The sequence below is a fragment of the Bacillus sp. FJAT-22090 genome (assembly GCF_007676755.1).
GTDB lineage: Bacteria > Bacillota > Bacilli > Bacillales_A > Planococcaceae > Psychrobacillus.
Genome location: NZ_VEBK01000024.1, coordinates 1 through 21,467, shown reverse-complemented (window position 1 = coordinate 21,467; position 21,467 = coordinate 1). Strand labels below are relative to the sequence as shown.

The window sequence follows — 21,467 nt, the reverse complement described above, 5'->3', positions numbered from 1 at the left end:
AACTATTGGTACCGGGACCTAATATAGACATATTTCACTTTCTATCATGCATAAAATAAAAGATATGTAGTTACGAAAGGAGATTTACTTTGGCAGATAATACGAAGCATCATTTTTACCAACGCTGGTGGTTTCTAGTGATCATTTTAATTTTAGGAATTGGGATTGTAGAAAATATTATAAAACAAGTAGAGAAGTTGGAAACAGATAGAATGGAAGTTACCTACTCTCCATTCTATAAGAAACTGGAAAAAGAAGAGTTAATGGAGAAAATGGCACAAAAAAATAAGACTCCTGAAGTGATTGCAGCCGAATTAATCATGAAAAATTTCGGAGTAACTAATTTAGAAAAGGAAAAGGCTGTTCTTTCATCTAGATTCGAAAGCGGAGTAGTCGAAGCTATTGCTTTGGAGGAAAATATTAAATCGACTAGTTCCGCAAAACAATTTTTCTTATCCAGAACAGTAGAATTTATGAAAGCGATGAAATCTCATAAGGAAGTTTCCCAGGCCACGTTAATCATTCAAGCCCCCCTTTCTGATCGTTATGGGCATGTAGAAAATGGAGATGTGATGATAGCATTCATGAGCAGAGAAACATTGGATAAAATAAATTTTAAAAACTTTCATGCAGAAAATCTCTCATCTGTTGCGGATAGTTACTGGGAACATCCAGCTTTATCTATAGAATAGCCAAAGTTACTCTGAGTAATAAAAGATCCAGTAACCGTCCCTGTGTGAGACAAACGCTTAGTATTCCAATATTGTTTTTTCCACAGGGACAGTATCGTATAATATAGTACTCTGCCTTTTTGCTTCTCTCGTTGATCATCTGCATATAAAAGTAGTTCTAAAGATACGGCAGATTCGAAAGCTATAACTTATGTTCTCTGGGTTCTCAGCTATTTTAAAAGTTTTAAGCTAAATCTATTTCTTTGAATTAATCTCATAAAGATAGAAAACATAATCAGTAGGTACACTTGAATAGCCTTGTTGACGTATCATCGCCGTAAGGTTACCACGATGGTATGTACCGTGGTTGACAACATGTTGAATCAATTCGGAAAGCTGAGTTTCTAAACGTCCAAATTGAGGATGCACAGGGGAAACATCCCTATCCAAATCACTTTCATCGATAAGAAAACTATGATACTCTTCTGACAGTTCATGGAATAGCCTCTCCATTTCTTCCAGACCTTTACCCTTTGACTTCTCTTGTACTTGACCCAAGGAAGCTTGAATCTCATCCATACTATTCTCCCGCATTACTCCAAGCCATATTGTATCCACCGTATAAATATGAACGAGCGTTTTTGCAATCGTGGGAAATACACTTTGAATTTCTCGATCATATATTTCCTTCGGCAATTCTTTCAATCTTCCAAACATTTTATTGTTCGCCCAAACATGATAATCATACAACTTCACTGCATGATGTTTTTTCAACATTATTCCTCCTCTATTATTCTTCAAATTACATCGAAGTAGTTCATTCTCTCTAACAAATGGTAGCAATATCAGCTTTCTTTTTGTAAAGTGGAGGAACCTTATTCCACTTCAACCAAACCGTACTTTTCAGTAGAGATGAAAAGAACACCCACTCCATGTATTCTCTTTAATCTTCAAAATTCCTTCTCGTATTCTATTATTCAATCCGTTTATTGAAACTTTTTTAAAATTATTGCCAAAATAGAATAGCTCTTTCCTCTTGGAGTTCCACCCAATATAGAGTGTGTGAAATTTATGGATGACAAATCATTTGAGTCTATACTTAAAAAGATTTTATCCAGTTCCCCGTTATCGTTATATTAACGAGCCGTTTAAGGATCCAGCAGCCGAATTAATAGCTCATTATGATTCTATGTTTAAAGAAAAACACCACTGGTTGCACTACCACAAAGTACCTGTATCTATTACATTTCATCTATAGTATTCTAGTTTAGTTCTATACTACTATCAACCTAGAGGTGTACGTAATAAATGAAAAAAATAGTTCATGCTGTAATGATAATAATCCTATTACTAAGTTTCTTTCCAGCTAAAGGAGAAGCCTCTGGCAATTCGCTTTTGATTGGAACTGCTCAAATAAATAATGTCAACGTATTGAGTTTACCCAACCAAGATTCGCCCGTAATTACAACCTTAAAAAAAGGAGAAGAATTTCCTATCCTCTCCACCGATTCAGGAGATTTAACCTCTCCTATTATGCATAGTACAATTTCTGGTGATACACTTTGGAAAATTTCTCAAAAGTTTGGTGTGTCTCTTAATGAGTTAATAGAATTGAACCATTTGAGTTCATCAAACATACTTGTTGGACAACGATTATATATTCCTGATTACTATCTGCAAATTCAGTTGCTAGGCAATAAAAAGGGATGGGTTAAGAAGTCGGACATACTACAAAAGAATCAAGAACGAATCATCATGGGGTGGAAATATAACGGTAACTCTCAAAATTATACACAACAACTGAATCATTCGAATTTAAATGTCGTGTCCCCCCGTTGGTATACTTTGAGCAATTCAGGCAATTTTGTTTCCATCAAAGTGGATACAAAATATGTGAAGGATGCACATAATAAAGGTAAAAAGGTATGGCCATTGTTCGGAAATAAATTCGATCCCATAATGACTGACTCTGTATTAAATAATTTTACTAAACGCCAAAAATTAGTTACTACGCTTAAGAATTCATTAGTTCAAACAAAGAGTGATGGGATCAATGTGGACTTTGAAAATATCGATCCGAAAAACAAGCAAGACTTTGTTCTTTTTATAACCGAACTTAAAAAGGTTCTTCAGCCACATAATATTAAAGTTTCCGTTGACGTTACACGAGAAAATATCGATCCTTTTTGGTCAGGTAGCTTGGACCGTCAAAAGCTAGGGGAAGTTGCTGACTATATTATTTTGATGGGCTATGAGGAACATTGGGGAGGTAGCCAAATACCAGGATCCATAGCGTCTATGCCTTGGACTAAAAAAGGGATAGAGCTTTTGATGAATGATGTACCTTCTAATAAAATCATTCTCGGAGTACCATTCTACACGAGGGAATGGGTAACTAATTTAACGACAAAAAAAGTGAAAAGTATAGATCGAACAATGACTGAGGTCGAAAGAATAATTTCCTCCAAAGCTCTTAAAAAGGTTTGGGATCAAAATACGCAGCAGAACTATATCGAATACAGTACAAACGGAGAGAAACACCAAATATGGATGGAAGATAAACAATCTATTCAGCTCCGAATAAACATGGTGAACCAATATAAATTAGGTGGTGTCGCTGCTTGGTATATTGGCGCAGAGACACCTGATATTTGGAATGTATACCATCTCAACAAATAAAATAAATATATGTCCCTATAATGTTAACTAGTTAAAGAACATTGTAGGGACATATTTAATATTGAGCGATTTTTTATATTATGTGCCACAAAAAGTTTGGTACGGACCACTTGAACGGGCAGGCAATGTAGTGTACTCCTCTTGTTCAGTAGAATGGGCAAAAGGATTTGAAAGCACCTTCAGAAGCCGCTCCATTACAGTAAAATCCCCTTGTTCAGCGGCATCTAGTGCCTCTTCTACTCGATGATTCCTTGGTATTACCGCGGGATTACTATTTCCCATCAGCACATGTACAGTGTCTTTTGATGCCTGTTGTCTATTTAGTCTTTCCTGCCATTTCTTATACCATTGGTCAAATTCTTTCTTGCCGAACAAACCCGTATCCTCAAGTTTATCAAAAGTTAGTGCACGGAAAGTATTTGTGTAATCTGCTTTATACTTTTGCATCAAACTCAGAAGTTCGTCAATCAGTAATTTATCTTGCATTTCTTCATCAGATAACCCCAATTTAGATCTCATTCCCGCTAGCCAATTAGATTGATATAACTTCGGATATTGTTCAATCGCCTCTTGTGCAATCTTTACCGCTTCTTCCTCTTTATCATGTAGAAGTGGCAATAGGCTTTCAGCAAATCGTGCCAAATTCCAACCACCAATTTGCGGCTGGTTGCCATATGCATAACGACCTTGGACATCAATAGAACTAAATACGGTTGATGGATCATAGGTATCCATGAATGCGCATGGTCCATAATCAATTGTTTCACCGCTAATACTCATGTTATCTGTGTTCATCACTCCGTGAATAAATCCAACTAGCTGCCATTTTGAAATTAGCTTTGCTTGTCGTTTAATCACCTCTTGCAGAAGGGAAATATATCTGTTTTGACCTGTTTCAACGTCAGGAAAATGTCGTTGTAATGTATAATCAGCCAGCTTACGTAAATCTTCTACAGGACCCCATTGAGCAGCATATTGAAAAGTGCCTACACGCAGATGGCTAGAGGCGACCCTTGTTAGGATTGCACCAGGTAAATTCTTTTCACGGATTACTGGTTCACCCGTCGTCACCACCGCTAGGCTTCGGGTAGTAGGGATGCCTAGTCCATGCATTGCTTCACTAATGATATATTCCCTAAGCATAGGACCGAGAGCAGCTCTGCCATCTCCTCCGCGTGAATAGGGAGTTCTTCCTGCTCCTTTAAGCTGAATATCAAATCGCTCATTAGTAGGTGTGATTTGCTCGCCAAGTAGAATCGCCCGACCATCTCCTAACATATTGAAATGCCCGAATTGATGTCCCGCATAAGCTTGGGCAAGAGGAGAAGCATTTTCTGGTATTTTATTACCTGCTAGTACTGCTACACCATCTTTACTTTGTAATGCTTCACTGCTAAGCCCTAAAGAAGATGCCAGATTATCATTGAGCATAACCAACTTAGGAGTATGCACCGGGTTAAGGTCAAGGCTTGTAAAAAATGGATCTGGTAGACGTGCGTAACTGTTGTCGAAATTCCACCCAGTCTCTCTATTATTTCCTTTGGTCATCGTATCACCTTTTTCTATTGCCAATATTTTTTCTACTATCTAATAAAGAACAAAAGTCTCTGTAAATTTATTATACCCTTTGACACGCTTTATCCAATTCTTTTGTAAAAATAAAAAAGTACACTAAAGAGAATATTCTACCAATCATTTTGTATCCTTCTCAACTTTCTGTTGCGTCTTCGATAATCCAGTCCGCAGCAGTAACTAGGTCGGGGAAAACGGCATCTGCAATTGGATCACTCTTACCCAAAAAAACACTTTTTGTACCAGCTTTTTTACCAGCAATGATGTCCGTGTCGGTATCACCTACCATATACGAATGAGCTAAATCAATATTATATTTTTCACCAAGATCTGTTATTAATTTACTATTTGGCTTACGACAATCACAGCCCGCTTTTGGCTTATGCGGGCAATAGGACACATCATGAATAGTCGCCCCATCTTTCTTTAGTTCCGCAATCATATGGTCATGTATTTTTTGGAGCTGCGCTTCTTTCATATAGCCTAATCCAACACCCCCTTGATTAGTTACGACAAAGATGTAATCAAAAAAAGCGTTTAATTTTTTTATTGCTTGCGGAACACCTGGTAAGAAATATAATTCGTGCGGCTTATTCACAAATTTAACGCGATTCGTCAGCACTTCATTTATTACACCATCACGATCTAAAAAGACAGCTCTTTTCAACTCTTCACTCCTTTATAAGCTCCAATACATTTTTGTATGTTCAGTACAATAAAAACCTTCCAAATTACTTGCTTCTACTATGCTAGTTATGACGTTCTTAGCCCCACATAACAAGGAAAAGTGACTATCCCAATGCGTCGTTATCAATATTTCGTTCTCATGAGTAAAGAGATTCTTTGGACGTAGAGGAAAAATATTGTGATCTACAATCAAATCATCCATAAAAACTAATTGTCGTTCTGAACAAAACTCATCTCCGTACCAGATCCATTCATGTCCTTCCTTTTTAATAGCGGAAAGTAAATCACTCATAAGAAAGTTTGGGAAACATCCTTCTTCCGGAGCAATAATCTTTTTCTTCTCACACACTACTCGAATCATATTCGCTAGATCTTCATTTGCAAATTTTTTGTTTAATCCTAAAATTAAAGTCCTCAAACCAATATCTAAATGTTGAAAATTTTGAATCCCCGATAACTCTAAAAACTGTTTCCAAGTAATCTTTTCACAGTGTTCACTAATCTCACTTCTACTTGGATAATTTTCCGGCATAAATAATTCATAAGCAATCGTTTTTGGTTTTATAAAAGGATGATAAAAAATGAAAACTTCCTCGAATACATCTTTATAAAACGTCTTTATAGGCATACCTTCGGGTGCACAAACTGCATATCGATGCGGAAGTGGTGCAACTCTCATTCTCAAACAAACATCCCCCTTAATGTTATTAAAAAATGGAATGGCCCTATTTTAACAATTCTTTTATTCTTAGGATTTCCCCAAAAATCTTTAAAATACTGCTTAATATACTCTTTTCTTCAAAAGTTATAATAACCTTTAATTCCAGCAATTTTCCCTACTCTTCAAATGAATTATTTCTGATTTAATTTTTCAATATTATTATTGATTTTGATTAGCAAGTTAATGATGATCGTCAATAAAATAATAAAAATAATACCAACTAGAATGGCTGCACCTTCATAGCCCACAACCGCAATTATTCCTCCAAACATTAAAAAACCTATAATACCGAATGCCAATGCAGTAGTAAAATTCAAAATTGTTTTCAAGAAATCACTCCTTTTTCTCCAATTCTCTAAGAATATATGGAACCGTATTTCTTTCCTGCAGTAATCCCTCAAACCCACTTGCAATATGTATATAATCTTCCGCCTGTTTTACATCCATCCAAGTTACTTCTTCAATTTCTTCCGGAAAGGAAATATTTATTTCTCCACCGATTATTTTTCCGATAAAAGTAAAGAAAACAGCGTGGTGTCCTCTATCTTTAAAAAATGCTTCCCCTATGGAGAAAATACCGTCAACTTGGACATCTAAACCTGTTTCCTCTTTTACTTCACGTACCGAAGCCTCCATAAGCGTTTCGCCCTTTTCCACTGCCCCACCCGGAAGCGTATAGTAAGAGGACTCTGTACCTTTGTTTTTTACCATTAACACATTCTGTTCAAGTTCATCAAACAGAAGGACATATGCAACATCTACTCTTTTCATTTTGATACTTCCCCCTTTAATAAAAAAAGAGCCGACTTAACAGCTCATGAACACTCGATAGTTTTAATTACTTTGTCCCCTACAAAATCTTAATACCAATTCTTCTTGGACTTTATCTTTTATCAAGCCAACTTGTCTACATGTTTCGACCCATTCGTGAAAATATGCTCAATGAACTAATGAAGCTCTTAAATTATTTACTCCATTTTCCAAATAAGCCTTTAAACAAGTCAATGCATACACCCAGCCCTCTTTTTGACCAATCATCTTGTTTACTATGTCAGGATCATTTTCCTTAAAACCAGATTCAGTGACTTCAATTAGGGTACCCCTATTATCCAATTCATTTAATGTTATGGTGACAACTGTTTCTTCGTCATATTCTCCCCATGAGTAAACAATCTTTTTATAGTCAATGACTTCCAAAACATTTATTTCTACTTGTGCATTATACTCATCATATCTCCAAGTAATTTTCTTCCCTTGTTCTAATCTTGCAGTTCCAGATGAAAACCAATAATTTGCTATCTTATTAGGATCTACAATTGCTTCAAATACATCATTAGCAGGTTTACGTATGTTAAATTTTGTTGTTATATTTGTTTCCATATAATATCAACTCTCTTTCGATTTTTTGATATAACTTGTAATATAATATTGCACAAATCGTTACCCAATAAATAGAGGGGATAGTACAATCGATAACACAAGAAAAAATGTAAGAACAGCACCGAGTAGTTTTTGATTGTGATAATTTTTATTGACCTTCATCTTTTCTATTAACAAGACAAGATTCAAAAACCACAATACTCCAAGGACAGGAGCTATAAAAAGAAAGTACAATTTGTGCAACCCCTTTCAACTATTCTATTTCAAAGCAATTACATATTCATTAGTATTGATTTTAAGATAACATAGTTCTCATTAAAAAACTTCTGATGTTTTTCTATTCCTCTTTTTTTACACCACCCTAATGAATTAAATGCATCAGTGAAACGATAAAATGGCAAGACAACTTCTAAATCTATGAGTGGGCGAATTGTTTTGTATCCCTTTTGATAGGCTTCTAGTGTTCGTGGATTTGTCATAAATATATCACGGTTAATTTTTGTAAAATCCATTTCCGTCGATCCAAAGCGTGCACTCTCAAAATCAATAATTCCTGAAACTTGATTGTGTTGGATAATTATGTTTGCCGGTCGAAAATCCATATGTATAAAGCTCGGTCCATCTGGGGGTGGAAGAGATTTGCGTAGCTCTTCAAATAATTCAATGGATTGTTCCAATAAATCCACTGGTATCGCCTCTTTTACTTCTTCTGCAAAACTATAAAAATGCGTTTCAAGAAATGTAGACCATTGATCATAAACATTTGAAATTCCCTGATATGTAATGTTTTCTTGTGGTGAAACGTTGTGTAATTTTGCATGGTTAACGCCTATATCAAAAGCTAGTTTCTCATCAACTATTCGAGAAAGAGGTTCTCCTTGAATCGCTGATAGTAGAAGGGCACCTGGTATTTCATCGTTCCCTTCCCAATATGCTAATAATTTAGGAACTGGTAATGTATCACTTAATATTTTTATCGCTTCATACTCACGTACTAATTTTATTTTAGAGTAAGGAATTTTAAGGTATACGATCTGCTGATTTACTAGCTTTATTTTATACACAGTTGAGCTAAATGAATCAGGTACATCATCAATGGTAAGTAAGTTCAATTTTAATTTCTCTATAATTTGTTTTAACTGGTGCATTTAATCTCCCCCACCATCTCTCATGGTATCATTACTCTATGAAATCATAACGGAACTCCATTCTTAAAAACTCAAATGTGCTACCATTTGTATGTTGCATATAAGTCTCTTTTTCTTTAAAACCAATCCTTTTATATACTGTAATAGCTCTTTGATTAAAAGTTGCTACTGATAAAGTTAGTTTTTCAGGTTGATATTTGGTTTTAATAAATACGAGTCCCTCTTTTAAAAATTCTATTCCCTCTCCTTTACCTGTTAGATCAGGTCTCATTCCTAAACCAATATCAAAAGTTTTATCAGCTACTTTGTTTACAGTAATAAAACCTATCAAGTTATTATCATTTGTTACAGCGAATGTTGAACTTCCTCGAGTTTCAGGAGTTAAAAATTCCTCTAAATCTTCTTTATCTGCTTCCATATTATAAAAGGAATATTCACCCTTATAATGCCAATTAAATGCAATATTTTCTGCCTGCTCTTGTGTCATAGTCCTAAACTGATAAGTCATATTATTCACCTCTCATTTGCCATGTTTCTTCTAAACAGTAATCTCTCCTGAAATCCAACCCTTTACAAAGTTTTCTAACGAAGAGGAGACCCATGTTCTGCTATCGTCTTCATGATTCCATGCGTATATTTCATCATCCTGAATACTCCCGTTTAAAATTCTGTAACCAAATAAATCTCCATTTCCTGCATCCGAAACAAACAGTAAGTGATCAAATGGCATATAGATATCCTTGTAGCCATCGAAATTTCTAAAAAATAAATTGTCCTCTACTATTTGTTTCGTTGACCAAATCAGCGGACATCCATACCTATCAAATATTCCATTTGTTTCACGGAAAAGTTCTAGTAACTTTTCGGATATTTGAATGTTCAATTCATCTTTAATATGCATTATTTCCGCATTGGTTGCTGGTGCATTAACGTGATATTCTGTTGATATAGATTCTATGTATTTTTTCCATTTCATATTGGATTTCTCCTTAGTGGTAGTAAATGTAATAATATATTATCCAATATACTCCATTATGCGACGAACCCAATCTTTCACATACACTTCTTTCTGTATTTCTGTGAAATATATTGGTAAATTGAGCGATTGTAAATTTTGGGGCAACAAATGCATTTTATGTCTAATTTCCTCATTATCTTCTGACTCTGTATCGATGAAAAATAAGTATTGACCTTCTATTGCCTCACGATAAACAGCTAAACAATCCAAGGTTTTATAGACTAGAGTAGAAAACTGTTTGCCATCTAACTGCACTTCGAAATGCCCTCTTATATTGTAGTGACATCGAATATGCCTACCTGTAAGCTGCTTTAGCTCCATTTCAAATTGGATAAATCTACTTTCGTCTACTTTAAATACATTAAAAAAATTCTCGCCTAGGTCCTGATTCTCAAAATTAGCATCATAGGATTCAAAACTTATTTCCATACATGGTTCATTTCGTGTTTCAATTTCTGATGCCAAATGTTTTTTTATTAGTTTGTTCATTAAATCATATTCTAAGTTACATCCATAACTTAAAATTTTTAAACATTTTCGTTGTTTGTTCACAAAATTTAAAATCTCTCTTAAATCTATGATATCCCATCCATAACGGAAATACTTAATATGCTTGCTGCGAGACATTCCTTTTCTCCTTTGTTAAAACACCTCTTGCCTTGGCCCCGCTATGCAAATACTTTTTCCAGTTTCTTCAGTGATTCTATACTGCATATATTGGTGAAAAAGGATATAAGATATTTTCTTGCCTCCGCCTTATCTATATTTATAGTGTCTATTTTATTTCGATTAGCCCAAGAATTATATGTCTCAAAAGCTGTACTACTCCACCCATTTTTTTCACCGGTTTCATTTCTCTTCTCCTGTATGCCTGAAATTACAATATCCATTGATCCTTGCAACTCTAACAATGCGTTCTCAAATATCTTTTTTTTATCACTTTCCTTTAGACCTGCTTTTATCCTTAAGGCCCTTGTATCTATCCCTTCCAGTTGGCTAATTATTTTGTAAATTTCAAACGCCTCTTTTGAAACGTTCCCATTATAATATCGTTGCTCAACGGTCTCATCATAACCTAAGACCTTTTTTACATACGGAAGAAGCTGACGTGAAACTAATATTGATTTTTTCTTAATAAATTTACCGTATCCTGCAACTCCATCAGTCGAGAATTTTGTCCTCCAAATCCAAGGATCGAACTCAGTTTCAGAATGCCAATACTCTGGTAAGGTAATGGTATTTAGTGAAGGGAAGTCAGGTATTAAAGGAGCAAGAGGGAGTATACCAACCTCTTCGATTACTTTTATGGCATCTTCATAGGTTTTTACTTTATAATTCACTTTTTTTATCTCCTTTTATAAATAGACTTATACCTAATTTCTAGATAAAACATGATTCTCCTTCTTGAATTAATTTGTATCGTTAGTTCAAGAAACCTGAAAAATTGGCATGATTCCTTACATTCAATTAAGCAAAATATCAAATTTCTTTATTAAATCTTTAAAAGCTGGTCTTTCATTTCCATCTCTTCCTATTATGGCTTCTGCCGTTACTAGTGAATTCAATACTGCCTCTTCTGTTGCTTCTCCGACAGCTCTAAAAGCCAAATCTATTTCTTCTTCATGAATTTGAATGATTGACTGAAGATGTTCTGGTTTTTCATGCGGAATCTTGCTAGCTGTGGAGAATCCAATGATGACCTCTCCACTTCCATTTGTAATAATAGAACCTGTTCTAGATAAACCTGTCACTGATCTTTTTATAATCCGATTTAATTGCCTCTCCGACACTGGAAGATCGGTTGCAACGATAATCATAATAGATCCTTTATCCTCTTCTTTATAAGATTCGAGGATTGCTTCTTTCAATTCTTGACCGACCGCCTTGCCTTTAACTAACAAATCACTTAATATACCGAAATTCGACAAAACCAAAACCCCGATCGTGTATTTCCCCTGTTCCATTTCCATTATCCTTGAAGCAGAACCAATCCCTCCTTTTAGGGAATAACAAAGCATTCCAGTCCCAGCACCAACGGATCCTTCTTTGAATTCAGTCGAAGTGTTTTCAAGCGCTTGAAGAACGTCTTCAGGCTTCACAAACTTTGCCCTTACATCATTTAAGAACATGTCATTGCATTCACCGACTATGGGATTTACCGTTCCAGTAGTCCGTCCTATTTCAGGATTATTTTCAAGCATATAATCAATTAATACGTCTGCAGTTAGCCCTACACTCAGGGTATTCGTTAACAGAATTGGTGTCTCTAAAGTGCCTAACTCCGACATTTGAATAGTACCCATTGTTTTTCCGAAACCGTTGATAACATGGCTGGAAGCAATCAGTTTTTCTTTAAAGATATTGCCTTGGTGTGGCAAAATGGCTGTAACTCCCGTTTGCATACTTTTTTCGCTCAGCGTCACATGGCCGACTGTAACTCCTTTAACGTCTGTTATTGCATTAAGCTCTCCAGTCTTTAATCGACCAATCTCCACTCCATAATCTCGTATTCTTTTTTGATTGAACATTTTGTCTCACCCTCAATAATTTAATGTTGTAGTTTCATCTAATTATAATGCTGGATCTATTTTATTGTGCTACATTTCATAAGAAAAAAGAGCTGCCTAGGCAACCCAATACCTTAACTATAGTAAGATCTTCTACATTTTTTTGTATCACTGACCGCAGATTTCATTAAATTGCATATCTTCATCCTGTCTTTTTCTCAATGTCTACAGAATTAGAAAACAGTCTATGAATATAAGCGTCAGTGCCAGTTATTGTTCCACTACTTCCTTCCATTTTTTAAAGTTATATATAAACTGAGCCAATCCAATCAATAAAACCAATAGAACAAAGGTTATATAAAATTCTAAACTCCAATTTGAGTAATAATAGATAATAAGTAATGCAATAATTACAATTGGCAAAGAAGTTAGAGATCGTATCATTTTTCTTCTATAAGTTAGTTTAAAATAAATAAATTCAAAGCCTTTATCTACTTTTTCCTTCTCTTTAAATGTTTTTGATAAAATTAGGGAAGTTAACCCGCCAGCTATAATAGGGATAATAATCATTGCATTTCCTAGAAATCCCGACATTATTTCCTCTCCTTACAATTTATATTAATAATTTACAAGATTACATTAATCCGAAATCATATGGCCCAAAGAAATATTCAGCGGTAAATGTGGATTATTCATTGGATCAATTAAATATGAACTGATAATACTAATATCAGATCCAACCTCTTGGTCTAGGTTTCATAGAAACCAGTCCGAATAAAGCCGAGACTAAAAAATCTATTGCTCCTAAAATAAGCGTTATCATTATTTATCAATCATTCTACTTAACCATTTTTATCGCTGATTTCTCAAAATCTCATTTTCCTTGCATCGCTTTCGATTCGTTCTTTACACGTAGGGCAAGAAAATTTTCCTTTCATGTTACGTTTAAACTTTTGATACTGTGGGTCATTGTCGTAAAGCTTGAACTCTTTTTTGCAAAATAAACATGTAACTGTATAAAAAAGCATATAAAACCCTCCACTTTCGTTACTATAAAATAGCTTATGTACATCCGACCTCTGCACTTCTTAATTTAATAATATGTATTTTCATCCATTAACGGCTTTACCATCGTATAATAACTACTGCCCGGTGGGTAATCTTTTATTTCACCAACTACTTTGTATCCTTTTAGCTCATAAAAGGATCGGGCTTGAAATTCGAAAGTAGTCAATAGAGCTTTCTTCGCACCTTTCTCTTTGGCAACCTTTTCTGTTTTTTCTAGTAAAAGTCCACCTAAACCTTGGCCTCTATATTTTTCGCCTACCCAAAAATCATTAATTTCAACCCATTCCCAATAGACCTCTGCCGTTATACCACCAACCCAGTTTTTATCATTATCCGAAACTATTATATTTATAGGTTGTACAGAATCTTTTTTTCTTGCATTTCTATGGTGTACGGAATATTGATTGTTAAATTCTTTAATCTTTGTATTTAAAAAAGTGAAAAATTCATTATTATTGTCCAGCAAAATCTCTATATGGTACGTCATCTTGTTCTCCTTAATTAGTAGTATTTATTGTTAAACTATTTTACAAAAGCAGGCTCATAGATACTGTCCTTGCTTGAAAGCCCATACGTTCATACAATTTAATCGCTTGATTACCAGCAAAAGCACTTAAGCGGATTTCGGTATAGCCTTCTTGTTGTAAACAATCAATCGCTGTTTTCATTAATAATTTGGAAATCCCATTTCCTCTATACTCTTCTAATACAAATAATTCATATATAAAACCAAGCACCTTATCGCTAAACTGGTCTTTACTGCTACCTAACAGAATCCATCCTTTCAAACAATTTTCCTCTGATGCTATTAAGTAGTAGCTCCCCTTCTCCAATAGAGGGGTAATAAGTTGTTCCACTTTTGTATTTGATGGTCTTACTTCCCCTAAAGTACCCTCATATATTGCTTGTGGAGAAAGTGATATAACCTTCTTAAGTTCTGAATCATTCGGCTTTCTTATTTCCATCATTGTTCTATCAATCCTTTTCTATCATTCTGCTAACTTTCATTATTCCGAAGCTTCTCTTGTACCTTTTAAAATAATAAATACCTGCCTGCCTAGTTCGCAAAAAGAAACTCTAATGAAAAGAATAGCAGTTATAATGCTGGCTTTAAATTGTCCTTTCAAAAATCTAATCATAGAATTTTTCTTCAATAAACAATACTTCTCCATTCATCTCTACTTTTCCTGCTTTAAAAGGAAGTTGTGGGGAGCTTGAAAGGCTTCTGATGGTCATTAATTCTACTATTTAAACATATGATTGGATAAACACTATAGGAGGAGCAAGGTGAGAAACAGGAAGCATCTTATAGGGGGGATTGTTTTTTTCATAATAATGCTCGTCGTTTTGTTTATGTCCCCTCAGTCATCCGGATCGGAAAAAGAAACAAGTGGGCATATTTTTCAAATTTCCGCAGAGGAAGCGGTCGCTTTAAATGATTTTCAGGAGTATCTTTATGCAGATGGGGGATTCCTCGAGCAAGTGGGGGTGGAAATGGAGAAAAGGGGATATGACTATTCAATTGCAGTCATGTTATATGCTACGGATGACATTAGACTTGAAATCATTTTAAATAATATTAAGGATGTTTCAGAGTATCAACAACAAGAAATACTACAGATCTTCAATGATATGATGATAAAAAATCATATAGACCAACAGGCTTTTACATTACAGGTCAGTTCGACTGGATGACCTTAATTGACTTTAAATTATTCCCTTCTCTTACATAATGTCTACATAAAGGGAGACAGCTGCTCCCTTTATCCTTCACCAAGCCCTAAATATTTTTTGATTTTCCCATCATATTCTACAATCAATATATCCCCTCGCTCTATAGTAGAGTAGATTGTTGCACCTACTGGTAGCTTGTTTGCCATGCCATTTTTGAACCGATTATTATCTGTATTCGAAATTTCTGCAATTTCTCCGACTAACTCTTTCTTAGTGACTTTCATTTCATCCACCCAGTCAATTTCCGTTTTATAAATTAAACCATCCCACTGAAAAATGTCTGCATTCTTATCTAATCGTAAAACCTCTTCTGCGTCCGGTTTTTCAGAAACTGTCACTTCTATTTCGTCATCCATACAGCCAGTTAAATAGATAGAACATGCAACTATCATTAGACTTATAATAATTTTGCTCATTGCACACCTCCACCCAGTTAGTCGTATGAGGAAAGGTTAGGTTTCACAAGATTCATTTAATACGTACTTCATTTGCCATATAGCTATTCGAAACTAAGTCTTTACGTCGATATACACTTAGCACAACGCCAATTAAAAAGGCATTAAACAGAGTAGGCATCAAGCCGTAGCTCATAAATGGTAGTGACATCGTTATCAAAGGGAAATACCCTAGTGTCATGGCAATATTGGTAATAAGCTGAACTGTGTAAAGAGCCGCCGCACCGATAAGTAGTAGTTTCCCATATGAATACTGTATTTTACGAGTGATTACAATAATTCTTACGATAAATAAAGAGAGGAAGATAACAAGTCCGATCCCAAACAGCCAACCAAAGTAGGAAATGAGATTTGCAAACACAAGATTTGTATGGGCTTCTGTCATCATTACATTGCTCATCGGATTTCCGAACCAGCCTGCGTTAGAGAGCAGCTCTTTTAGGAGCAATATCATATAGCCCTCACTGTCTGGAAAATGTTCAGGATTTAGAAATGCCAATAGCCTGGATTTCTGGTAAGGAGCAGAAATTTGCCAAAATATGAAACTCATAATTAAAAACAAGCTTGTGATTACAACTAGTGTAGATAAAATTGTTTTTGGACTAAAGCGACAGCAACAAAACATGACAATTACCATTACAACAAATATGTAAACTGTTGAAATACTAGGCACCGATAAGAATAAATAACTAGAGATAAAAAACAAAATACACAAATGCCACAGCTTTAATCTTTTGTCGTTGAAAAAAGATGCCCAAGCAAGAAAAAAGAATGGGATAGCCATCAAACTGTCCATTGTTAAAGGCCCTATTTGTACAAGAGGAAGCCCATTTATAAAATGCGTCGGAAAAATTCTTAAAACTAAGAGAATAAATATTCCCACTACATAAAACAACCAGCCGCGCTTTTCTAACTTCCGAAAATCAATCAGCATCATTCCAATTGCTACCATCACACCAAGCAAAACAAATATGAGTTTATGAGTGGAATAATACCTCATATTCATCGAATCATCACTAAAATTATTACCAAGTGATAGCATCGGCAAAAAACTTAAACCCAACGTGATGACTAATAATATAACGGTTATCCAATCTACTTTTGGCCGGTAAAGTTTATTAAGCCTTTGTCCCAGTGTTATAGGGCTTCCCATTTGCCCCACTGCTTTTTCTTCTGCTTCCATCTCATTGAATCCTTTTTTAATCCATTCGTTTCTTACTTCTGTTATATGGTGATCAAGTTCAGCAGAAACAAATTCCTTTGCTTCTTTTGATTGAATTTGATTTTTCACTTCTCTTAAATAAGATCGACTACTATTTTTCAATTCGATTTCACCTCTCTAATAGCTCTTTGAAAGCAAATGGTTTAGTTGTAGATCCCTTTTCCGATTTTCGAAGTAGTTTTGTTCCTTTATTATTTAGTTGATAATATTTGCTACTGGAATCATTCCATCTTGAACATAAGTAACCATCTTGTTCTAGCTGATGTAAGAACGTATATACGATGCCCTCATTCTCTTCGAATTTTCGAATGCCTCTCCCTCTCAAAAACTTCACCAATTCGTACCCAGTTTTTTCTTGGATAAGAAGCTGCATAACAGCTAAAAAGATTGTATCCTCATTTTCTTCATTAAACATTTTTCGACGAATGGCCTTGCGATGTTCTTCCGTAAAATTTATTTCAGCAAATGCAGTTTCATCCATTGTTTTCTTCAAGTTTTTTAAACGTTCTTCCATTACCGCTCCTCCAATCGCTCTTCCAGAAGTTCTTTGGCACGTCTGATTCTTGTTTTAACTGTGTTGACACTCACTTCAGTTAGTACTGCTATTTCCTTGATAAGTAATTCCTCGTAGTAATAGAGATAGATCACTTCCCGGTATTTAATAGGCAGTGACATTATCGCAGAAATTAATTGATCCTCTGCTTCTTTTTGTATAATTACCTCCTCGACCATTTCTTTCTTCGTTTTTATGTATGTTGTATCTTCGGCAATCGACACATGTTTGGTATACCAGCTCTTCAGAAAATCCTTACAATGGTTAATCGCAATTCGCCACAACCATGTTTTTAGCTTAGATTTTCCTTTGAATGTATGAAGAGATTTATAAAATTTCACAAAAATATCTTGCGTTAAATCTTCGGCAACCTCTTTATTATTTACATACGAATAGACAAGCCTTAATATATCTTGCCCATATTCGCTCATCATCTCATTTATTAACTCTTCATGATTTTCAAATCCAAAAACTCCCTCAAATGTTTCTTCCACATTACCCCTCCTCTCTTTTCATTAGACGACGTGCCCTATTGGAAGGTTTGTGTATTCTATGTACTATTTTTGTTCACAATAAAAGAACTTCTACTGTGAAGTTCTTTTGTCTGCTCTATTCGTTAATCGGCAATACTACGATACAATCTTTTTATCGTTTCCATATGCATACCTTCATGATAAAAACTAAACAATAGTGTTTCACCAAATGTGGAAAAAGTTATGCCAAGTCTATTTGTAAAGGGGGTCGGCAGTTTTTCTGCCATTCTTCCTGGAACGAATTCCTTTAATCTTGCTGTTTGTTCCGTGAGAACAGAACAAATCTCTGTTAGAGTAGGAGGAGTTCCTGTCCAATCAGCAGGTATAGTTCCTGGACTAAAAAAATGCTCATATTCACTAGGAAGATTCGTCTTTTCACCTAGTACGCTATACACAAGTTTTTCTTGTACAAATGCAATATGACCAAAATTCCAGCGAATATTATTGTTGAACCCTTCCGGTACAATATCCACGATCTCTTCAAGTATTTTACTAATCGATTTCAACGTTATTCCTCTAACTGTCTCCATATGTTGAAAAATAGTTTGTTCCATCCTAAAATCCTCCCCTAGTAAAATTCTTTACTTATTAAGTCTATTCTCTATGTAACTTCCACATGTTTCTTTTGAAATCCTTTATTTATATAAATTAATACATGGGACCCGATCATTCCATAATAGCAACGTCCACAATTTCATCTAGTGGGAATTCATAGGAACGGGAAGAATCCTCTAGTTCAATCGTTCGCTTACTTAAGTCAATCCATTGGATGGTCCCATTATTATAAAAAAACTCACCATTTTTCCACCTTTTGATGTGGATTTCCACGTTTCGTTTCATCGCGAGTTCGATTTGTTCTTGAATTGCTTCATAGTCGAATACATTTAAATCAGGAATCGGTGCTTTTTTCACCTCGTCATTGTAGTCACGAATCATTTTCACATGCTCTGGTAGCATCATTGCCACCCACTTTTTTGACCCTCTATCACGTACTTTGGATAAGTCTAATCTGCCCCATTCTTCCTCGAAGCTCGCCATTCCATCACTTTCTTTCTTTTCCCTTTATTATAAAGAACATTTGTTCTATTTTCAAGTGGTAGTATATGGCTTAGAGAAAGGAATATTTGCAGAAAGGCCATTTGTCTGTTAAGGTACGCACGGAATGTAATAATTGCAGGATGTTACTCACCAAAAATCAAAAATATATGCCCTCTAGGGATAGTGTGTCTTAAGGGATTTTCCGCTAGGATTTCCGTTGCAGGACGGACGCTTTCCGTGGGGTGAGTGATGAGCCTTCACCGTCCGCTTACGCGACCGCTTGTGAAGTCTCCTCTTACTCACTTGAACCTACTGGAGTCGCCGTCTGTAGCTCCAATCCATCAAAATTGCTAACTAAAATAGCGAATAACTCATCGTTGGTTGTAAAGTAATTCCATCTTATAAATTTGGTTGCTCTCGAGGAGGATTTGGTTGCTTTCCGGGGTAATCTAGTTGCTCCCGGTATCGCATTGGTTGCTCTTCATAACGTTTCTGTTGCGCTAAGCCATTTTTTGGATACGGTTACGGAAAAACCACTCCGTAACAGTAGAATTTAACGAGGAGGTCAAGGAAATTGGATTTTCCCCGACGAAAAAACGGGATAACTTTTTAGCAAGTCGATACTGGAAGGTAAACAATTTTCTTTGATTTTCTCTGCTGGAGGCGACTCCTGCCGAGGCTAACAAGATGTTGGACACGAAGGCGTTGCCACACGATGTGGCGCTCTTAGCCTTTGTTCCGCTGTGGGCAAATGAGACAGCACAACGACGCCTAAGCGGCGGAGGTGGCTCAATCGCTCACCCGGCGGAAAGCGTCCGTAAGCAGAGAAAATCATAGTGGTTACCTGTTACGAAGCATTATTCCTAAAGTGTATTTTACCTAATTAGAATAGTTCACGTGCCAGCAGTCGGTATACATCCAACCGTTTTTGTTGTGAGTGGGGGATGCTACAAATCATCGCTTCTTCAAAACCATAATGAGCCTGCTCTTCTTGCAAAATGGTTGCTACCTCTTTTGGTGTGCCAACTAAATGAATTTTGCGGTTTTCTTGAATCATCATACGGTCCATTTCAGTCAAAGGATAGTTTTGTGCTTCTTCTGGTGTTAATGTTTGGCGAATTTGGCCTCTCATTAAAGACAGTCTCGAAATATCTTGAGGAAGTGCTTCATACTCCGCCTCTTCTTTTGTCTCCGCAACCGTTACCATATATGTCACATTAATCTCCGGCTTCTCCATTAATGCAGATGGCTTGAAATTGCTTCGATAAGTATCAAAAATCTCTTTTGTCATCCCCCCTTGGAAAAACTGGGCAAATGAATAGCCAACTCCTAAACGACCCGCTTGCATAGCACTGTTTCCTGTAGAACCAAGCAACCACGCTTCCGGTAATACAACATTCGCTGGGGTTGCAATAGTTCGGTTATAAATACTATCTTCTGGAACTTCATCATTCAGTAATTGTAACGTTGTCGTTAGCTTTTCATACATATTATTTAGCATTGGCTGACGACCTTCAGAAAGAGCATACATAGCGTAATTATCGCCTCCCGGAGCACGCCCAACACCAAAGTCGATACGACCGGGAGAAAATGCGCTTAATGTTTTAAATACTTCTGCAAGTTTTAATGGGGAATAATGCATCATCATTACTCCACCAGTCCCAATGCGGATATTCTTTGTTTTTGCGGCTAAATGGGCAGCAATTATTTCCGGAGCAGAACTTGCAATAGTACCTGTTCCATGATGTTCTGCCATCCACATGCGATGATAACCTAACTCATCTGCTAGGATAGCAAGCTCCTCTGCTTTTTTTAATGCATCTATAGCAGTATTCCCTGCCGTGATAGGTGCTTGATCTAGAACACTTAACTTCATTCGATGATCTTCCCTTCTTATTTTATTATGTAATTTAGCTACAAATTTTCCTTATGATCAAATTGTATTCCTTAACAATAAGAAGGTAAACAAAAGTGACTTTCTAACCCAATTAATAGAAAAAGAGTTTATAAATCGAAAATAGAGGTACATATAAAATAAGCTTCACTAATTAAAAGGAGGAATTTACATGAAAAGAAAAATACTAGCCCTACCATTAGCTTTATCTGCAACCTTATTGTTGGGAGCATGTGGCGATAATGACGATGATCTAGATGACGTAGAAGTAAACGACCCATTATTAGAAGATGATGGTGAAAACGACGTAGGAGTACCAGAAGAAAACACGGATGAAAATACGAATCAAGATAACGATTCTACTGAAGACTCTACTGAGAATTCTACACCATAACTATATTGTCTTCCAAAAGCACACTTTCTCCTTTTAAAAGGGGAAGTGTGCTTTTAACTTATCCCTGTGCGGGAAACAAACGTGAATGTTTAAACATTCACGTTTGTTTGAATTAACACGAATATTTCTAACACAGCGTTTAATGTTAAATAAGTCAAGTGTTAAATAAATAGATTTTTGGCCGCACAAAACC

Annotated in this window: 28 protein-coding genes; 4 read left to right on the top strand and 24 right to left on the bottom strand. The window is 35.7% G+C overall.

The annotated features are described in order from the left end of the window. Positions 1–89: 89 nt before the first annotated feature. Positions 90–692 carry a hypothetical protein gene (locus FS486_RS19080; RefSeq protein ID WP_144513911.1) on the top strand — a complete coding sequence of 201 codons (603 nt, stop codon included), beginning with the start codon at positions 90–92 and terminating at the stop codon, positions 690–692. A 234-nt stretch (positions 693–926) separates the two neighbouring features. On the opposite strand, the gene FS486_RS19075 is transcribed toward FS486_RS19080, so the two are convergent. Further along, the gene (locus FS486_RS19075) at positions 927–1,445 is read right to left on the bottom strand and encodes a DinB family protein (protein ID WP_144513929.1); all 519 of its coding nucleotides are present in this window, start codon (positions 1,443–1,445) and stop codon (positions 927–929) included. A gap of 534 nt (positions 1,446–1,979) precedes the next feature. Here FS486_RS19075 and FS486_RS19070 point away from each other — a divergent pair. Then, complete coding sequence (locus FS486_RS19070) at positions 1,980–3,350, top strand: glycosyl hydrolase family 18 protein (protein WP_260858170.1); 1,371 nt, start codon at positions 1,980–1,982, stop codon at positions 3,348–3,350. Positions 3,351–3,428: 78 nt separating this feature from the next. Here the strand turns inward: FS486_RS19070 and FS486_RS19065 are convergent, their stop codons facing one another. The 16 genes from FS486_RS19065 to FS486_RS18990 all read right to left on the bottom strand — a co-directional run bounded on the left by FS486_RS19065 (position 3,429) and on the right by FS486_RS18990 (position 14,416). Then, on the bottom strand, positions 3,429–4,898 hold the full coding sequence (locus FS486_RS19065; RefSeq protein ID WP_144513927.1) for a protein adenylyltransferase SelO: 1,470 nt from the start codon (positions 4,896–4,898) through the stop codon (positions 3,429–3,431). A 160-nt stretch (positions 4,899–5,058) separates the two neighbouring features. Beyond that, the gene (locus FS486_RS19060; RefSeq protein ID WP_144513909.1) at positions 5,059–5,589 is read right to left on the bottom strand and encodes a D-glycero-alpha-D-manno-heptose-1,7-bisphosphate 7-phosphatase; all 531 of its coding nucleotides are present in this window, start codon (positions 5,587–5,589) and stop codon (positions 5,059–5,061) included. 12 nt (positions 5,590–5,601) lie between these two features. Beyond that, on the bottom strand, positions 5,602–6,288 hold the full coding sequence (locus tag FS486_RS19055) for a DUF2711 family protein (protein ID WP_144513926.1): 687 nt from the start codon (positions 6,286–6,288) through the stop codon (positions 5,602–5,604). Between the two features lie 173 nt (positions 6,289–6,461). Next, positions 6,462–6,659, bottom strand: a complete 198-nt coding sequence (locus FS486_RS19050) for a hypothetical protein (RefSeq protein WP_144513907.1) — start codon at positions 6,657–6,659, stop codon at positions 6,462–6,464. Between the two features lie 4 nt (positions 6,660–6,663). Beyond that, positions 6,664–7,101 carry an NUDIX hydrolase gene (locus tag FS486_RS19045; RefSeq protein WP_144513905.1) on the bottom strand — a complete coding sequence of 146 codons (438 nt, stop codon included), beginning with the start codon at positions 7,099–7,101 and terminating at the stop codon, positions 6,664–6,666. 168 nt (positions 7,102–7,269) lie between these two features. Further along, a complete protein-coding gene (locus tag FS486_RS19040) occupies positions 7,270–7,710 on the bottom strand; it encodes an SRPBCC family protein (RefSeq protein ID WP_144513903.1) in 441 nt (146 codons plus the stop codon). A gap of 272 nt (positions 7,711–7,982) precedes the next feature. Continuing rightward, positions 7,983–8,858: a phosphotransferase family protein gene (locus tag FS486_RS19035; protein ID WP_144513901.1), complete on the bottom strand. Its 876-nt coding sequence runs from the start codon at positions 8,856–8,858 to the stop codon at positions 7,983–7,985. Between the two features lie 31 nt (positions 8,859–8,889). Beyond that, positions 8,890–9,366 (bottom strand): GNAT family N-acetyltransferase, encoded by a 477-nt coding sequence (locus FS486_RS19030; RefSeq protein WP_144513899.1) that lies wholly within the window; start codon positions 9,364–9,366, stop codon positions 8,890–8,892. 30 nt (positions 9,367–9,396) lie between these two features. Continuing rightward, positions 9,397–9,834, bottom strand: coding sequence for an SMI1/KNR4 family protein (locus FS486_RS19025; RefSeq protein WP_144513897.1), 438 nt, complete (start codon positions 9,832–9,834; stop codon positions 9,397–9,399). A 39-nt stretch (positions 9,835–9,873) separates the two neighbouring features. Continuing rightward, positions 9,874–10,503, bottom strand: coding sequence for a hypothetical protein (locus tag FS486_RS19020; protein ID WP_144513895.1), 630 nt, complete (start codon positions 10,501–10,503; stop codon positions 9,874–9,876). Between the two features lie 41 nt (positions 10,504–10,544). Continuing rightward, complete coding sequence (locus tag FS486_RS19015; protein ID WP_144513893.1) at positions 10,545–11,216, bottom strand: AlkZ-related protein; 672 nt, start codon at positions 11,214–11,216, stop codon at positions 10,545–10,547. Positions 11,217–11,339: 123 nt separating this feature from the next. After that, entirely contained in the window at positions 11,340–12,404 is a 1,065-nt protein-coding gene (locus FS486_RS19010; RefSeq protein WP_144513891.1) for a DmpA family aminopeptidase, read from the bottom strand. 249 nt (positions 12,405–12,653) lie between these two features. Beyond that, complete coding sequence (locus FS486_RS19005) at positions 12,654–12,977, bottom strand: ATPase (protein WP_144513889.1); 324 nt, start codon at positions 12,975–12,977, stop codon at positions 12,654–12,656. Positions 12,978–13,249: 272 nt separating this feature from the next. Further along, positions 13,250–13,411, bottom strand: coding sequence for a DUF2197 domain-containing protein (locus FS486_RS19000; RefSeq protein WP_142538547.1), 162 nt, complete (start codon positions 13,409–13,411; stop codon positions 13,250–13,252). Between the two features lie 65 nt (positions 13,412–13,476). Further along, a complete protein-coding gene (locus tag FS486_RS18995) occupies positions 13,477–13,938 on the bottom strand; it encodes a GNAT family N-acetyltransferase (RefSeq protein WP_144513887.1) in 462 nt (153 codons plus the stop codon). Between the two features lie 40 nt (positions 13,939–13,978). Further along, entirely contained in the window at positions 13,979–14,416 is a 438-nt protein-coding gene (locus FS486_RS18990) for a GNAT family N-acetyltransferase (protein ID WP_144513925.1), read from the bottom strand. Between the two features lie 322 nt (positions 14,417–14,738). On the opposite strand from FS486_RS18990, the gene FS486_RS18985 reads away from it, so the two are divergent. Next, positions 14,739–15,146 (top strand): hypothetical protein, encoded by a 408-nt coding sequence (locus FS486_RS18985; protein WP_144513885.1) that lies wholly within the window; start codon positions 14,739–14,741, stop codon positions 15,144–15,146. 68 nt (positions 15,147–15,214) lie between these two features. On the opposite strand, the gene FS486_RS18980 is transcribed toward FS486_RS18985, so the two are convergent. The 7 genes from FS486_RS18980 to FS486_RS18950 form a co-directional block, all read right to left on the bottom strand. After that, positions 15,215–15,601 (bottom strand): hypothetical protein, encoded by a 387-nt coding sequence (locus FS486_RS18980; protein WP_144513883.1) that lies wholly within the window; start codon positions 15,599–15,601, stop codon positions 15,215–15,217. A 52-nt stretch (positions 15,602–15,653) separates the two neighbouring features. Further along, positions 15,654–16,964 carry an FtsW/RodA/SpoVE family cell cycle protein gene (locus FS486_RS18975; protein ID WP_144513881.1) on the bottom strand — a complete coding sequence of 437 codons (1,311 nt, stop codon included), beginning with the start codon at positions 16,962–16,964 and terminating at the stop codon, positions 15,654–15,656. Positions 16,965–16,971: 7 nt separating this feature from the next. Beyond that, positions 16,972–17,376 (bottom strand): PadR family transcriptional regulator, encoded by a 405-nt coding sequence (locus tag FS486_RS18970; RefSeq protein ID WP_144513879.1) that lies wholly within the window; start codon positions 17,374–17,376, stop codon positions 16,972–16,974. After that, a complete protein-coding gene (locus FS486_RS18965) occupies positions 17,376–17,909 on the bottom strand; it encodes a sigma-70 family RNA polymerase sigma factor (protein WP_260858169.1) in 534 nt (177 codons plus the stop codon). The genes FS486_RS18970 and FS486_RS18965 overlap by 1 nt, the downstream gene beginning before the upstream one ends. Before the next feature lie 122 nt (positions 17,910–18,031). Continuing rightward, entirely contained in the window at positions 18,032–18,502 is a 471-nt protein-coding gene (locus FS486_RS18960) for a DinB family protein (protein WP_144513877.1), read from the bottom strand. Between the two features lie 112 nt (positions 18,503–18,614). Then, complete coding sequence (locus tag FS486_RS18955; protein ID WP_144513875.1) at positions 18,615–18,986, bottom strand: YolD-like family protein; 372 nt, start codon at positions 18,984–18,986, stop codon at positions 18,615–18,617. A gap of 883 nt (positions 18,987–19,869) precedes the next feature. Next, complete coding sequence (locus FS486_RS18950; protein ID WP_144513873.1) at positions 19,870–20,862, bottom strand: LLM class flavin-dependent oxidoreductase; 993 nt, start codon at positions 20,860–20,862, stop codon at positions 19,870–19,872. A 190-nt stretch (positions 20,863–21,052) separates the two neighbouring features. On the opposite strand from FS486_RS18950, the gene FS486_RS18945 reads away from it, so the two are divergent. Continuing rightward, positions 21,053–21,274: a hypothetical protein gene (locus FS486_RS18945; RefSeq protein ID WP_144513871.1), complete on the top strand. Its 222-nt coding sequence runs from the start codon at positions 21,053–21,055 to the stop codon at positions 21,272–21,274. Positions 21,275–21,467: the final 193 nt, after the last annotated feature.